This window comes from Candidatus Tisiphia endosymbiont of Oplodontha viridula, assembly GCF_964264865.1.
Lineage (GTDB): Bacteria > Pseudomonadota > Alphaproteobacteria > Rickettsiales > Rickettsiaceae > Tisiphia.
Genome location: NZ_OZ183486.1, coordinates 213926 through 229395, shown reverse-complemented (window position 1 = coordinate 229395; position 15470 = coordinate 213926). Strand labels below are relative to the sequence as shown.

19 protein-coding genes are annotated in these 15470 nt (G+C 33.1%); 16 read left to right on the top strand and 3 right to left on the bottom strand.

All coding sequences use genetic code 11. The features are described from left to right. Positions 1-70: 70 nt before the first annotated feature. The 6 genes from traU to ACFEL1_RS01115 all read left to right on the top strand — a co-directional run bounded on the left by traU (position 71) and on the right by ACFEL1_RS01115 (position 3618). Positions 71-1057, top strand: a complete 987-nt coding sequence (gene traU / locus ACFEL1_RS01140) for a conjugal transfer pilus assembly protein TraU (RefSeq protein ID WP_375331198.1) — start codon at positions 71-73, stop codon at positions 1055-1057. Beyond that, entirely contained in the window at positions 1027-1701 is a 675-nt protein-coding gene (trbC, locus tag ACFEL1_RS01135; protein ID WP_375331197.1) for a type-F conjugative transfer system pilin assembly protein TrbC, read from the top strand. Before traU ends, trbC begins: the two co-directional genes overlap by 31 nt. 23 nt (positions 1702-1724) lie before the next feature. Further along, complete coding sequence (locus ACFEL1_RS01130) at positions 1725-2126, top strand: hypothetical protein (RefSeq protein WP_375331196.1); 402 nt, start codon at positions 1725-1727, stop codon at positions 2124-2126. A gap of 36 nt (positions 2127-2162) precedes the next feature. After that, a complete protein-coding gene (locus tag ACFEL1_RS01125) occupies positions 2163-2300 on the top strand; it encodes a hypothetical protein (RefSeq protein WP_375331195.1) in 138 nt (45 codons plus the stop codon). Positions 2301-2366: 66 nt separating this feature from the next. Continuing rightward, a complete protein-coding gene (gene rhuM / locus ACFEL1_RS01120; RefSeq protein ID WP_375331194.1) occupies positions 2367-3377 on the top strand; it encodes a RhuM family protein in 1011 nt (336 codons plus the stop codon). A gap of 16 nt (positions 3378-3393) precedes the next feature. Then, positions 3394-3618 carry a hypothetical protein gene (locus ACFEL1_RS01115; RefSeq protein ID WP_375331193.1) on the top strand — a complete coding sequence of 75 codons (225 nt, stop codon included), beginning with the start codon at positions 3394-3396 and terminating at the stop codon, positions 3616-3618. Positions 3619-3750: 132 nt separating this feature from the next. On the opposite strand, the gene ACFEL1_RS01110 is transcribed toward ACFEL1_RS01115, so the two are convergent. Further along, entirely contained in the window at positions 3751-3912 is a 162-nt protein-coding gene (locus tag ACFEL1_RS01110; protein WP_375330734.1) for a hypothetical protein, read from the bottom strand. Positions 3913-3927: 15 nt separating this feature from the next. Here ACFEL1_RS01110 and traF point away from each other — a divergent pair, with 15 nt between their 5' ends. The 4 genes from traF (at position 3928) to ACFEL1_RS01090 (ending at position 9079) form a co-directional block, all read left to right on the top strand. Then, positions 3928-4518, top strand: a complete 591-nt coding sequence (gene traF / locus ACFEL1_RS01105) for a conjugal transfer protein TraF (protein WP_375331192.1) — start codon at positions 3928-3930, stop codon at positions 4516-4518. A gap of 203 nt (positions 4519-4721) precedes the next feature. Next, complete coding sequence (locus tag ACFEL1_RS01100) at positions 4722-6149, top strand: conjugal transfer protein TraH (protein WP_375331191.1); 1428 nt, start codon at positions 4722-4724, stop codon at positions 6147-6149. 44 nt (positions 6150-6193) lie between these two features. After that, positions 6194-7255, top strand: a complete 1062-nt coding sequence (locus tag ACFEL1_RS01095; protein WP_375331190.1) for a conjugal transfer protein TraG N-terminal domain-containing protein — start codon at positions 6194-6196, stop codon at positions 7253-7255. Between the two features lie 18 nt (positions 7256-7273). Continuing rightward, positions 7274-9079 carry a hypothetical protein gene (locus ACFEL1_RS01090; RefSeq protein WP_375331189.1) on the top strand — a complete coding sequence of 602 codons (1806 nt, stop codon included), beginning with the start codon at positions 7274-7276 and terminating at the stop codon, positions 9077-9079. Positions 9080-9083: 4 nt separating this feature from the next. Here the strand turns inward: ACFEL1_RS01090 and ACFEL1_RS01085 are convergent, their stop codons facing one another. After that, on the bottom strand, positions 9084-9662 hold the full coding sequence (locus ACFEL1_RS01085) for a hypothetical protein (RefSeq protein WP_375331188.1): 579 nt from the start codon (positions 9660-9662) through the stop codon (positions 9084-9086). On the opposite strand from ACFEL1_RS01085, the gene ACFEL1_RS01080 reads away from it, so the two are divergent. The 6 genes from ACFEL1_RS01080 (at position 9649) to ACFEL1_RS01055 (ending at position 14811) form a co-directional block, all read left to right on the top strand. Next, positions 9649-10209 carry a lytic transglycosylase domain-containing protein gene (locus ACFEL1_RS01080; protein ID WP_375331187.1) on the top strand — a complete coding sequence of 187 codons (561 nt, stop codon included), beginning with the start codon at positions 9649-9651 and terminating at the stop codon, positions 10207-10209. The genes ACFEL1_RS01085 and ACFEL1_RS01080 overlap by 14 nt on opposite strands. A gap of 185 nt (positions 10210-10394) precedes the next feature. Next, positions 10395-10847, top strand: coding sequence for a mobile mystery protein A (locus ACFEL1_RS01075; protein WP_375331186.1), 453 nt, complete (start codon positions 10395-10397; stop codon positions 10845-10847). Beyond that, entirely contained in the window at positions 10844-11425 is a 582-nt protein-coding gene (locus ACFEL1_RS01070; protein WP_375331185.1) for a mobile mystery protein B, read from the top strand. Before ACFEL1_RS01075 ends, ACFEL1_RS01070 begins: the two co-directional genes overlap by 4 nt. A 152-nt stretch (positions 11426-11577) precedes the next feature. Beyond that, on the top strand, positions 11578-13599 hold the full coding sequence (locus ACFEL1_RS01065; RefSeq protein WP_375331184.1) for a type IV secretion system DNA-binding domain-containing protein: 2022 nt from the start codon (positions 11578-11580) through the stop codon (positions 13597-13599). Continuing rightward, complete coding sequence (locus ACFEL1_RS01060; protein WP_375331183.1) at positions 13596-14204, top strand: hypothetical protein; 609 nt, start codon at positions 13596-13598, stop codon at positions 14202-14204. Before ACFEL1_RS01065 ends, ACFEL1_RS01060 begins: the two co-directional genes overlap by 4 nt. Before the next feature lie 85 nt (positions 14205-14289). Then, complete coding sequence (locus ACFEL1_RS01055; protein WP_375331182.1) at positions 14290-14811, top strand: pyrimidine dimer DNA glycosylase/endonuclease V; 522 nt, start codon at positions 14290-14292, stop codon at positions 14809-14811. A 140-nt stretch (positions 14812-14951) separates the two neighbouring features. Here ACFEL1_RS01055 and ACFEL1_RS01050 read toward each other — a convergent pair whose 3' ends face one another. Beyond that, entirely contained in the window at positions 14952-15338 is a 387-nt protein-coding gene (locus ACFEL1_RS01050; protein WP_375331515.1) for a helix-turn-helix domain-containing protein, read from the bottom strand. Between the last annotated feature and the right edge of the window lie 132 nt (positions 15339-15470).

The following is a 15470-nucleotide window of genomic DNA, read 5'->3' as shown; positions in this document are numbered from 1 at the left end:
CAAAAAGTTTGGCGACCCAGCTCAAGGCACAAAGACACGGTTAAGTATCCTACTGTTAGTGGCTATTTTTATGCCATTTTCAGTATCTGCAAGTATTACATGTCAGGGGCATTTTGTCAATCCAATTACTGATATTTGTTGGAGTTGCATATTGCCAATAAGCATAGGCAACTTAATTAATATTGGTAGTGGTGTAACGCCTAAAAAAAGAGATACCAAAAATCCCACATCACCAGTTTGTCTATGTATTAAAGCAAATATTCCTGTACCAGAGATAGCAATAGGATTTTGGGAACCAGTAAGACTTATTGATGTTACAAGAACTCCTTATTGTATGACTAACCTTGGTGGTATCTCTCTTGGTTCTGATAGCAAAAGGACTAGTAGTTTTAATAGAAGCTATGATGGCAGGCATGTTCACGATAGTTTCTATCACGTTCATTATTATATTTATCCACTAATTTATTGGCTTGAACTTATTACTGATTTTATTTGTTTAGAGCAGAGTACCTTTGACGTGGCTTATATGAGTGAGTTTGACGTTACTTGGAATGATGAAAAATTGCAGAACCTGTTAAATCCTGAAGCTTTTTTATTTGCCAACCCTATAGCCCAAGCAGCTTGTGGTTTGGATTGTGCAAGTAGCACAGCTAGGATGCCACTAGATAGTATGTTTTGGTGTGCTGGTTGCTTAGGTAATATGTACCCATTTAGTGGAGCAAATGCTGATCATGTTGGTGGAGTACAATCAAGTAGTTTATTAGCTATTCGAATAATTGCCAAGATGCACCGAATAGGGCTTGCGGAGGAGACATCAACTGATGAAAACACTCGGTTGGCAGGTGGAGGTAAATTGTGCCGTAAGTCTAAGGCATTAAAGATTAAGAAGAGCCAGTATAAACTACAAATGGTAAATCCAAAGTCAACATCAGATAGCATTGGTTGTTGGCCATTAGGTTTAAGTGACATGATGTATTCAACATTTAAAGAATATCCGTATGACGGACAAGATTGGGGGTATTTAGTATGGCGAAAGGCGAATTGCTGTGCTTTTTAGTTACATTACTATTTAACAGTAGTCACTTAACTATAGCACAAAACATCAGCAACACTAATAGTGAATTGCTAAATAACATAAAAAATATTGAGGCAACTGATCAGCAGCAAGATTGGGCTAAAAAATTAGGACATGCAGGACAAATACTAACAAGAGAAGCTATTTTACAAAAGCTGTGTGAGTTAGATAAGCAGCATTGTTTAAAGCAAGGACGAAATTGCAGTGATAAAGAATTAATAGACAAAGAACTTATTAATCCAGCAGTGCTTAAGATATTTATAAGTAGCGGAATGCCAAGTAATTTACTGAAGACCTATCATCAGCAAGCAGTAAAATATGGTGGAACATTGGTATTTAAGGGATTACCCAATGGTAGTTTTAAAGAACTTAGCAAACTAGTTATGTCAATATCAGAAAATGGTGAAGTAGGCAGTATGCAAATAGATGACGAAGCTTTTGATCAGTTTGGTATTAATGTTGTGCCAGCTATTTTACTGGTTAAGGAAGAAGATTGCTTGGCAGCACAATCTTGCAAAGTTACCTACGATAAGATTACTGGCAGTATAGGTATAAAAGTAGCTTTAGAGAAATTTGCGATTAATGGTGATTTATCACAAGAAGCACAAGAGTTGTTACAAAGATAAAAAGCAGGTGTAAGGATATAAAGATGAGAAGGATGAGGCAGATAGTTCTAATAATTTTAATGGTAACTATTGCTTGTGCAGAAGCACAGTATTTAGATCCAGTAAATAAGACCAATATTAATGAGGTAGATCCATTGTTTGAAAAGAATATAGACAATTATCAAAGTTGGAGTAGACAAATAGAAGATAGTAAAGCAGGCTTTGCTAGAGGAGTAGAGAATAGTCAAGGGGTAGGTGATTTAGTAGGTCATGATAAAGCGGAGTCGAAAGCAGATAGGTTAAGTAGTATAGAAGCAGGAGATTTAAGTAACAAAGGACGGAGGGAAGCAGCTAAAGACCCGTTTATCCAGGCAAATAATCAAGCTGGTTGGAATATAGGAACAGAAGAGGAACGTAAAGCAGAGGCTATAAGGCAAGCAGAATAGAAGAAACAAGATGAAGCAAAAACTTCACAAAGGAAAGTGAAAGAACAAGAGTTAGCTGAGCTGAAGAGACAGTCAAATACTGGACATAGTTCTTGTCAGAATTGTCCTACTAAAGATCAGTTATTACAAAGGATAAAAATTCTAGAACAAGATTTAATTAATGGGAACTATTAGTGGTGATTAAAAAGTTTAGTAGAATAATAATTTAACAAAGAGTTAACAGTAAATCAGGAACAAAATATGACTAATATAGGACAAGAAAGCCAAATTAAGACGAAGCAAGGGAATAAAATAGCTATTTATCAAAGCAAAGATGGAAAAGTGACCGTAAATGTTCAGATATACAATGAAACGGTTTGGTTATCTTTAAATCAAATAGCTGAGGTTTTTCAGCGAGATAAATCAGTAATCTCAAGACACCTAAAAAATATATTTAAAGAAGGTGAATTAGAAGAATTAGCAGTTGTTGCAAAAAATGCAACAACTGCTGCTGATGGTAAGATATATCAAATTGAATATTATAATTTGGATGCAATTTTATCAGTAGGTTACCGAGTTAATTCCAAATCGGGGGTGCAGTTTAGAAAATGGGCATCTAGTGTGTTAAAGGAATACCTAATTAATGGCTATAGTATCAATCAACAACAAATGATTGATGAGAAACTGGAGCAGTTAAAACAAACAATGGCACTATTATCAACTACTTTAGTAAAGCAAAATCTTGTGACTGATGAAGGACGAGAATTATTAAACTTAATTACTACATACTCTAAAACTTGGGATATTCTTATTAAGTATGACGAAAAAAGTTTAGATATTCCTAAGAATCTCCATAACTCAGATACGGTAATGATTTCCTATCAGGAAGCACTATTGGCTGTAGAGTCTTTAAGACAAGAATTAATAAAGCAAGGTTTAACAAGTCAACTATTTGGTTTTGAGAAAGAAAATGGACTTCAAAGTATTTTAGCTAATTTAGAACAAAGCTTTGGTGGAGTTAGTTTATATGGTTCTTTAGAAGAGAAAGCAGCTCATTTGATTTATTTTATTATTAAGGATCATCCATTTAGTGACGGTAATAAGAGGATTGGCAGTTTGTTATTTCTATTATATTTAAAAAAATTTAATTGTGATCTAAGAAAGATTAACCCAAATAGTTTAACTGCTTTAGCACTACTTATTGCTGAAAGTGATCCTAAACAAAAAGAGTTAATGATCAAGTTAATAATTAATTTAATTAGCAATGATTAAATGAGTATAGCAAGTTATGAGATTAATATTGTTTTTATCATTAATATCCTATTTGTCTACTAGCTATGCCCAAGGTTTCTTTGAACAGAGATATCGTGGTTGGTTATGGTTTGAGGAGAGGGAGTTGGCAAAAGAATTAGAGAAGCAACAAGAGACATTAGTCATAGAGCAACAAAGAGAACAAGAATACGCCAAAGCAAGGCAGGAAGTGGAACAATTTAGCAACTCATCTTCGAGATAAATATGAGCAGAAATTATGCTATAGAACGTGAGTATTATGCGACGAGTGGAGTGTAGAATTAAATTCTCGTTACTGACTACATTTTTTCACCTGTGGAATTTTATAATAAAGAAATACTGATAAAAGTGTACTTTAATGACAAGAGTTTTTATTTGAAACAAAACAATGGTAATACACATAAGAAGCATTATGTTGACTAATTTTTAGTATGTCAAGTAGAAAAGTGATGTTTACATGACTACAAACTTCATACCAAAACCACTGCGAACCTGATTCTTTAGACGTTTCAAGCACTTTTTCGTCTCGAAGATGAGTAGCAAAGAGTTAGAGGAGCTAAAGTTTATGATGATTAGATACCCAGAAAATATCGAACATGTAAGAAGATATAAAGAAAAGGAAGCCTCGATGTTAGATAATAGTTTAAAACTTGCTCATACCTTTAGGATGGTGAATTTCCTGTATCCTGAGACTATCAATTTAATTGAGAATCCAATTAATCTATATGGTAGAAGAATAAAAGAAGATATTGATCAACAAGAGCTAGCTAGCAAGCTTAAGCTACTTGCTACTCAGATAGAACTCTTTGTATTCTTTTCGTCAAATTGTCCTTATTGCATAGCTCTAGAGCCAGTACTAAATGACTTTGCTAAAAAATATGGATTTAAAGTAGAAGCAGTTAGTCTAGATGGTAGCAAAAGCAAATTTTTTAAGACTTACCAAAATCAGGAACTTGCTGGGAAACTAAACTTACAAAGAACTCCAACAATTGTAGCTGTTACAAATGATAGTAAGATTCATTTCGAACTCATTAGAGGTACAGCATCGATGTCAGAGCTTGAGGAAGCTGGGTTACTGGCAAGTGAGTATTTAAATAAGATGGAAGGAACGGAGGGAATATAGCTAACCCGAATAGGTTATTGATATTATTATAAGTTCCTAAACGTCATTGCGAGGAGGTGCGAAGCCCGAACGAAGCAATCCATTTTTGGTTACTTTTATGGATTGCTTCGTCGCTACTAAAGTAGCTCCTCGCAATGACAGAAAAACTATCTAGAACATTAACGGGTTAACTATAACTGAAGAAAAAACTAAGGTAGCAGAAAATGATGATTAGAAAGTTAATACGGAGATTATCTATTCATTGCTTATTAGCAATATGCTTACTAGTGAGCAGCAATAGTTATGCAGGCATAGAGAAGTTAATTAAAAGCGTTATGCCAAGTGGTACTATGAGTAATGTAACTAGATCAGCGATCGTACAAGATCAATTAGCAGGTCATATAATTGGCGGATCAGTGCTAATTAAGTCGCCACCTATAGAAGATTTACAGCTTTTTAATTTTCAAGCTCCTAGTTGTAAGCTTGGAGGATTGCCTTGTGGAGCACAGTTAGATCTTAGAGGTGGAGCGTTATCGTTCTTGAAAAGTGCTGCTATGGAACGATTCCTTAAAGAAATGGTACAAAATGTTGGCGGCTATGCGGCAATTATGGCAATTAAAACCATCTGTCCGCAATGTGAGAATATTATGACTTACTTAGAGCAAATGCAAAGAAATATCAACCAATTCAATATTAATTCTTGTGACATGGCTACTCAGATCAGTAATGGTCTAGCAAGTAAAATGGATAAAGGAGCAGAACTTACCCGCCAAAGTGACTTGGTAATGACAGGCAGAGGAAGTGATATGGCAGATATTAGAGACAAGGCAAAACATGATACTGGTGATCCAACCAAAAGCAATAAAGAACTTGAGAGTTTACTTGGTGATAATTTTAATTTGGTATGGAAGGCTCTTGATAAGAAAATAAGTAGCTCAGGAGACGCTACTACTTTTAAAGAATTACTCATGAGCATATCAGGGACTATTATTGGCAAAAAAGATGCTGAAGGACGTCGTTCAATAACTCATAAAAAATCATTGGTTAATAAGGAATTAATAGGAGAGTTTATTGGAGTTCGTAGTGGTAATGTAGATGTAGAGTTGTATAAGTGTGATGAAACAAACTTATGCTTACTCCCCCAAAAAGCCAAAACTAGGTTATCCGATAAAGATACACTATATGGTAGCATTGATCAGATGCTATTTTCTATGGTTAAGAAAATAAAGAATAATAACGGTAATTTTACTGAGGATGAAGAAAATCTAATTGCTTTATCATCCATTCCACTAACTAACAAGATTCAGAGAGAACTTGCTACTAATACTGATAATGCTTACTTAACAGTACGGATAGCTGAATTTGTTGAAAGCTTATGCTATGACGTAGTAACCAACTACCTTACTAAATTATTACAACAAACTTCTGAAGCAGTATCAGAGCTTTCTTACTTGCAGCTTGCAGATATAGGAGTATTTACCAACTTTGAGCAGGAAGTCAATAACACTATTAGCTTTTTGATAAGTAACAGAGAAAATGCCTTTAGGCGTTATAATATTATTGAGCAAACCAAGATGAGAATGTTACAAGAGGAAAAATACTTTGAAATGAAATTTCAGGAGTTTATGTCCACTAATCAAATGGATGGATAAAAGCTAGGTAGGAAAAGGATAATAAGGTAAATAGGTAAAGAAATATGGAACTTGATTTAACAATTCATACTTACGGTTATTACGATGCTTTGTATTATATATTAAATGGCCTTGCAATGCTACGCAATAGTGAGTTTTATACAGATATAGTCAATAGTTTATGTATAATTACCGGATGTTATTATGCAGTAAAAATGTCGTATAGTAATAATTCTATGGTGTGGCGGGCATATGTACTTAAAGTACTTGGTATGATTGTACTAATTAACGCATTATTACTGCCTAAAACAGAAATGATTATTAAAGATCATGTAAGTAAAATAATAGGTAAGGTTGATAATATTCCTATAGCTTTTGCCCTGCCAGTTGGCATATTAGAAGAATTTGGTCATTTGGTCACTATTGGTTTTGAACAAGTATATGCACCGATAGAAGCTCTTGTTAATTCTACGTCACCTATATTTTCTTATTATAATTATGGTATGTTATTTGGTGCAAGACTAAAAAAGGAATTACGTCAGGTTCGTATTAAAGACCCAGAGTTTGTAGAAAATATGCGTTCTTTTATCAAGCAATGTGTTGTACTACCAGCAATGATAGGTTATCAGTTTACTCCTAAACAATTAATAGATACTCCTGATATTTGGAAATTAGTGAGTAGCAAGGCTGGCACATTGACCCGTCTTTACATTAGAGACGGTAAGAATCTGCGTAATGTTACTTGCCAAGATGCAGCAAATCTCTTTGAGAATTATTTTGATGGAGAGATCAAAAGGGTAGTATCAAAAAATGCCAATACAGAATTTGCTAAAGCAAGAGGTGGATCAGATTATGTCCCTTCAGCTAGATCATCAAGCAGTTCATCAAGCATCCTATCAAATATTCTCGAGAAAAATATTAGTAGTCTTTATGGAGGTGGTCAAAAAGCAGGTGACATACTAAGGCAGCAAATGATGATTAACAGTATATCTGATTATACCGCAAGTAACTATGCAGTAGCACGTTCTCGAACCAGCCAAGAAAGTGGTTGGTTATTATCAAGTGATATGGCGACATTGTATTTACCAATGTTACTAGTAGTAATAAAATGCATAGTCTATGCCTAGTTTATGTTTTTAGTACCAATGTTAATCTTTAGTGGTGGCATAGCAAAATATACTTCTTATCTGACTTTAGTTGCTTCACTACAATTATGGCCGTCATTAAATGCTATTATTAATATGATCATGGGTACTTATAGTAATTTAAAAACTGGCTCAAGTTTAATGTTAAGTTTCAGTAGTAGCAGCACAATCCTAAATCACGTTGATACAATAGTAACAGTAGCAGCAGGTTTGCAAATGGTAATACCATTTTTGGCATTTGCTATTATGCAATCGGGCGTTAGCAGTCTTGGTCACTTAGCTGGATCAATTATTGGTGGACTGCAAGCAACATCGGGTAGTATAGGAGCAGAGATAGCAAGTGGTAACAGAAGTATTGATAATGTTTCAGAAGGAAATAGCCAACACTATATGAAGTCAGGATATAAGACGGACTATAATATGCAATATGTTGAAGGTGGCAATAGCTGGCAACAAGCTGATGGTAGTATAGCTCGCAATAATCCTGATGGTAGCGTAATTTATAGTGGTGGTCAAGGTATTAACACTTCGGTTGGTATCACCAAATTTAATCTAGAACAAACAGCCCAAAATCATGTAACTCAAGGCATACACACGTCTGAAAGTTTATTGAAGTCAGATCAAAGGGCACTATCAGATGCAAAGAGTAACACCTTGAGCAAAACAGCCGATTTTGTTTCCAACTTAGCACAGCGTGAACATAGTGGGGAAAGCTTTAATTATGATACAATGGGAGAGCAAGGCAAGTCACTTCAGCGGGCAGTAAACAAAGTCAGAACTCTTAAAGAACAATATGGATATAGTTGGCAACAAGCAACAGATGCAGCGTTAAAAGCATCTATGACTGCGTCTACTCCGCTAAAAGGACTTACTGGTATTGGTATCTTTGGTAGTGTAGAAGGTTCACTCACTGCTAGAAATGTAAGTGATCAGTCTTTTATGGAGGATAGTGATACATCAACACAAAATAATACTCATGAAGATTACAACAATATAGTCAAAGCAGCATCAAGTGAAGTATGGGGAAAAGATAATAGTGCTGAGAAACATTATAGTGATGCAGTAAGGAACAGTTATGAAGAGCAACAAAGATTAGAAGAACAAGTATCAATGCGTCAAGAAACAGTAGATAATTGGTACAAAACAAAAAGCAGACTTGAATCAGAATCAGCAACAGTTAACAAGGATATGTATCAAGAAGTGTTAGACCGCTGCGTAATAGAGTTTGGTATGGATGCAAACTCCGTTAGGAAGCTAGTAGACAAGCAGCATCCTGACGTAATGAAAGTATGGAATAAAATGGTCACTGAAAATTTGCAAAATTTAATACCTGAAATAAATAGTGGTAAGCACCAAGTATCGGGTCAACATGCAAAAAAAGCATTAAATGATTTTAGCAATGAACATGATAAGCGAATTAATAGAAATCCTGAATCGCAAGTTAAAGAAATAGCAATAAAAAGCGGTATTAATACTAATAATGAAGAATTTATGGCAAATATTAAAGGCAAAGAGGGAAAATTTAAAAATAAGTTTGAAGAAGTAACAGGTAAAAATACTGAACAATATAATAATATCCGACAAGTTAATGAACTTGAGCGAAAAGATTTACAGGCAGAAGTTGATAAGTATGAGAAAGATAGGATTGGGCAAGGGAAAACTGCAAGAGGAGCAGCATGGTTCTTGAATAAAGTAAATGCTGGTGAAACTATAGGAGGACCAGCGAAAGGAACTCCAAAAGGCTGGCACTTTAATAAAGGAGCTTATCAAAGTGCAAGGCAAGGTACACCAAAAGATTCTAAGTAGAAGATTATTTTCTATGATAATACATATTACCCGGTAGATTACGATGTTCAATGCCTGTGTAATATATGTTATTGGAACTAAAGGTAGAAGCAGAATGAACATTAGCATTATATGTCCCTGCTTTCATACCAATAATTTCTTGTTGCCAAGCATTTTTGTTAAATAAAATAGAAATGGGACAATTTTTACATATGAAATATAAAGTAGGAATCAAAATGAATATAGAAAATAGCAAAGGAAATGCAATAAAATCACTTGCCTTTTCCCAGTATGTATCAAGTATTGAGCCAACCCATACAGTAACAACAAACATCAAAACGATTACCCAAAATAATTGTTTAGGTAACCTATTCATTAAATTTTGCCCTTCACTATTTAGAAATATTTTATCTTCTGTATATTCTACCTTACTATATTTGGCTACCAAATATGGAACTAATAGTATAGTTATCCAAAATAAAGCATTACTAACATATTTATACTCATCTAAAAGCACACTTAAAAACAAACCCAAGCTCATACCCCACCAAAACATTAAATTCCAAAAATTATCTTTATTTAGCCGTGATTTGATCCAATTCATAACAAGCCTCAAGTTTAGCACACCTAAATCAATAATATCATGGTTTGATATTTTAAGTAAAGAAATAATCAAGATTTTGGTTATTATAATAGTTGGTTTTTCACAAAATATGGTGTTTGCACAAGATTTAGCGGGATTAATTAGCACAGTTGAAAAAGAACATAACATTCCAAGCGGTTTATTGAAAGCTATTGCTGAAGTAGAGTCTGAAATGAAAGTTTATGCAGTAAATTTAGGTGGTAAAGCTTTCATTGCCAAATCTAAGGCGGAAGCGTCTAAAAATATACGTTCTTATCTGAGAAAAGGACATACAAATATTGATATTGGCGTAATGCAGATCAATTGGTACTGGCATAAAAGACAATTTTCTAGTCTTGATGAAATGCTTACTCCTAAAAATAATGTTAAGTATGCAGCCAAACTACTAACTGATTTATATCTGCAACATGGTGATTGGCAAAAGGCCGTAAGACTTTATCATTCTGCCAAGCCATATCATCATAAGCAATATTCAAGAAAGGTACTATTGTCTTGGCTGGGGAGCTAATTGGTATAAGACGGTACTATAAATTTACATTAGTTTATTTGTAGTAGTATTTTCTTAATTATTATTACTACTAATAATTTGCATTTGTAGATTATTAGTAGTACTGAATCCATATAAAAACAATATGTATATTGTTTTTATATGATATTATAGTAATATATAAGTTTACTTATGAGTTTGTAATTATGAATTGGTCTTTAAGAAAATTAACCTGCAAACAGCTAATGAATCAATTAAGCCCATTACAAAATATGATAATACCAAGTAACGGATGGTTAAAAACCATAAGAACTGCAATAGGTATGACAAGTCAGCAGCTAGCTCGTCGGTGTGGGGTTAGCAAACAAAGAATCTTACGTATAGAAAATGATGAGGTATTGATGAAGACAACCCTTGCAACTTTAGAAAAAGTCGCAAGTCAACTAGGTTGCAAGTTAGTTTATGCTATAGTTCCAGAAAAAAACTTACTAAATATTATAGAAGAGCAAGCAGAAAGAACGGCTATAGATAGGCTAAAGGAAATATCACATTCGATGATATTGGAAGATCAAAAAGTAATTGATAAAAAACAGCAAGAGCAAATTGAAATTCTAAAAGAAGAATTAATGAAAAATAATATAAAAACTATTTGGCAATGAGATTTATTTACGCTGAAGGTGCTACTCCTTTAAACCAAGATGAAATTAATAATTTATTACCAAAACATTTAACCACTCAAAGTGAGCTAAATGAATGGGAGCAATATAATATTTTAAAAGCAGAGGAATGGGTATTACAGAGGAAAAGGCAAGATATTTTATCAATAAGTTTTGCACAAAAATTACATAATAAAATGTTTGATAACACTTGGAGTTGGGCAGGTAAGTTTAGAAAAACTCAAACCAATATAGGAGTAAATAGTATTTATATAGGGCAGGAACTCAAATTATTATTTGATGATACTATTTACCAGTTAACACATAAAATTTACCATTTACGAGAAACTGCAATAAGATTTCACCATAGGCTGGTATTTATCCACCCATTCCCAAACGGTAATGGAAGGTTTTCTAGGCTCTTCGCTGACCTTATATTAGTAAGTCATAATGAGCATAGATTTAGTTGGGGTAGAAGCAATTTAATTTGTGATAATGCTACTAGAAAACAATATTTAGAAGCTCTAAGAGCTGCTGATAATAATGATTATAGTAAATTAATAATATTTGCTGATAGTTAAACAATATTCAAGAAAAGTAGCATCATGAACTTAGTGGTTAATCGAAAATGTATTATAATAGATAATAAATTAATAGAATATACATACCAATGGTTGGTCTTTAAAATAAGATATATTTTATAAACTTATTACTTTAAATTTAGTCAAATTGTATGCTAAGTAATTTTATAGGTGGTGGTCAGATATTCTTGCATAAGATTAGGATGTTTTTGCAGGTATTTAATCACTCTATTGCTATTTCGTGTATTGTAAGTGTGATAATTACCATAGTTTTAGCTTACCCTAAGCTAAAACTGTATGATTTATCTGCTGCTGTAACTTATCAGAAAGCCTTACTAGCCAGTAACTTTGATAATAGCGTGCGTCCTATTAAGGTAATGATCAATCCTAAAGGCAAAGAATATGTTACCCTAATTAATGCCTATAATCATGCTGGTTTATATAGGAGTAATATTGATCCACAACTGATCTTGACTTCCTCTAAATTTAGTAAGAATTATTATCAGCTGGTTAATTTTATCAAAGCTAAGTTACTACTCTGCCTTGGTTTGATGTTTGCTATTTTTGTTAGCATCTTTCTGCTGTGGGCAAAATTTGGTAAGTCGGTATCACTAGAAAAACAAATTAGCGGTAGTACTATCAAGTCAGCAAAAGAAATAACTAACTATTTAAATAAAGCTAATAAAGCAAGTAAATTCATTGTAGGTAGCATGCGACTTGTTAAAGATAGTGAAACTAGGCATATTATAGCTACTGGCACTACTGGTTCTGGTAAGACTAATTTGTTTAATAATTTAATTCCGCAAATCAGGAACTTTCAACAACCAGCATTGGTTGTTGATCAAACAGGGGAGATGATAGAAAGATATTATAACCCGGATAGAGGAGATATTATCTTTAATCCATTAGATGCTAGATCTCACAGTTGGGATTTTTGGACTGATACTAGTTCTAATAATAGTAATGATCATGAACAAGCAGAATATATTGATCCAAAGTTAGATAAATTTGCTAAAGTACTGTTTAAGTTTAACAAGAAGACTAGTAGCGGCTTTGATCCATTTTGGAATAATAGTAGTGCAGCTATTTTTTGTGCTTGTGTTCAATCCTTAATAAAAGAAGGCAATAAATCAATTACTGAACTGCAGAAAATGTTACAGCTATCTTCTAGGCAATCACTTGAGAAAAAGTTAGCTAATACAGTAGCCGCTAGATATTTAACAGCCAGTAATAAGACTACTGCTAGTTCTATTTTATCAGTGTTGGCAACTAGTACTGCTCCTCTAAATCTCTTATTTGACTCTGAGAAAAAGTTTTCCCTGACCAAATATTTTACTGAAGTGGTACAAGGCAATCCCGCTTGGTTATTCTTGAGTAACAGACCAGATATGCGAAACGTTACAATGCCGCTAACTAGCTGTTTATTCGAACTAGCAATTTCATGTCTAATTGGCATAGGGATCAATGAGAAAAGACATATGTGGTTTATTATCGATGAACTAGCTTCTTTAGGTAATTTGCCTAGCTTTCCTACTTTAATATCAGAATCACGAAAATATGGTGGGTGCGTTCTTTGTGCTACTCAATCAATTAATCAAATATTCGATAATTTTGGTATGTTGCAAGGTAGTAGTATCTTTGGTCAATTTGCTACTAAGTTTCTCTTTAGAAGTGATGAGCCAGCTACAGCTAAAATTATCACTGAGATATTTGGGCAACTGGAATATGCTACTAGTCAAAAAAATACTTCTTATGGAGCTCATGAGTTTCGAGATGGTATTAGCTATAGTGAAAATACTAAACATAAAGCTTTAATCACTACCGATGATCTTGCTACTTTAGCAGATTTAGAGTGTTTTGTTGGACTACCTGAGCCAAAAGCTAGAATAGCTAGAATTAAAGTGCCTTTAGCTGTGGATGTTCCTAAAAAACACCCATATTTTGTTGCTGCAAGCAAGTTTCCTGAGCATTATAATAATTCCATTGATAGTTATAATGTTCAGGAAGCTAGTGTTTCTGATATTTCAAATGACCAAGCAAGTATAACAGATGTTGAGCAAGTAGTACCACAATATCCACGCAAGGATCAACCTTGGTGGCAAGAAGCTAGGCAAGAATATGTTGCTATAACTAACGAGTATAATACATTAACGAATATTCATGGTAAAAAATGAGTAAAAAAATAACTACTGACTTTACTACAGTTTATGACAAAGTAGACAAGCACTTTACTACGTGCATGGAACTAGTTAAAGAACTGCCATATATTAAACGGGAGGTTCAAGATATTTTAGCATCTTTTAGTGATTCCACTAAGCAATATAGTAATAATATTAATATTCAGTTGGAAGATTTTAAAAAAAATCTTTCTAAGCTTAGTGAGGAGTGCTATATCTTAAGCAAAATACCAGAAAAGTTAGATAAAAGCATAATAGCTATAGCCCCTAAAGTTGCTGAGGAAATTCAAAGTCACAACCAACTTAAAATAGATGAAATGACTATAGCAATTAATAGCTGTAGTCAAAATCTCAACAAAATTAAAGATGATATTGAGTTTCTTAGGATTAATCGTAGCAAGAATTTTTTCTCTGTGGTAGCGATTAGTCTTAGCTTATCAACTATTACTACAACCACTGTCCTTTATTTTGTATTACAATGGTTTCCACCACAGCAAAAATATTTAGTTGATAAAGCTCACAACATTCATACAGAAGGAGTAGTACAAATATTTGATATACAAGGTAAATTCTGTAATAAAGCAAAAATAATCAAGGATTAAATATGCAAATAAAGACCAAATTCGATATGAAAACGGTAGATCAAATTAAAGAAATTGAGTACATATAATTCACATTATTATATATATGAACATTTTTGTTACTAATATTTGTCCAATATTATCAGCACAGGCACTTGATAATAAACGAGTCCTAAAAATGATAGTTGAGTCTGCTCAATTACTTAGTACTGCTATTTTCTGCAATAGTCAAATTGTATATCCTGATATTTATAAACCTACCCATTTAAAACACCCTTGTACTATTTGGGCATCTTCAAATAGAAATAACTGGTTTTGGCTTTCTGAACATCTTATAGCTCTTTGTCATGAATATACACATCGTTATCATAAGAAACATAAAACTCAACAATTAATCAGCAACTTACTTAAATATTCTCCGCATTTAATCGACGATAATAATATGACACCATTCGTCAATTGCACTAAATCAGACTATTTACAAATTGATTTTTCTAATCACTCTAATACTTTTAAAGCATATCAGCAATACTTAACTGTAAAATGGAATAACGATATAATAAAACCAAAATGGACAAATCGTTCTATTCCAAAGTGGTATACTCAGAAATATATTCAAAATTATTAACTGATGTTACGCAGCTAACCATTTTCGCCTTTACACTGCCTAATTTTATAAAAATACTTAGTTGTTGTAAATCTTGTGTCTGTTTATTGTTATCACCTCTTCCATATCTTGTTTTTCAAGCACTATCACTAATTATAAATTTATGATGTTTCAACTTCTTTAGTAATTAAAGAACGTATCAATGCATTAACCGCTTGCTGCTGCTCTGAACTACGAATTTTCATAAAATTCTTTGAAACCTCTGTGTACATATGCTGATTTTCAAAAAATACTGGCTGTACAGTATTAGCATCTTCTAAATCTTTATAAAAATACTCTATATTTTTATCTAATGCTTTAGCAATAAGAACTAATCTACCTATTGATATTCTATTAATGCCTCTTTCGTATTTTTGTAACTGCTGTCCCGTTACTTCTACTATATCCGCCAGTTGTTGTCGTGACAATCCTTTAGCAAGTCTTAGAGAATAAATCTTTTCTCCAATAAGTTGATCGATCTTTTGTAAACAACCATTTTTTCTTAATATCATTTTTTTAACATTGATGGTATCATATCTTAAAAGTCTTCATTATACTCTTCAAGTTTTCTAGGTTATGCTACGATAAGTTACTTAACGTGTCAATAACTTAATTTATTATTATAAAAAGTAACCTTATTT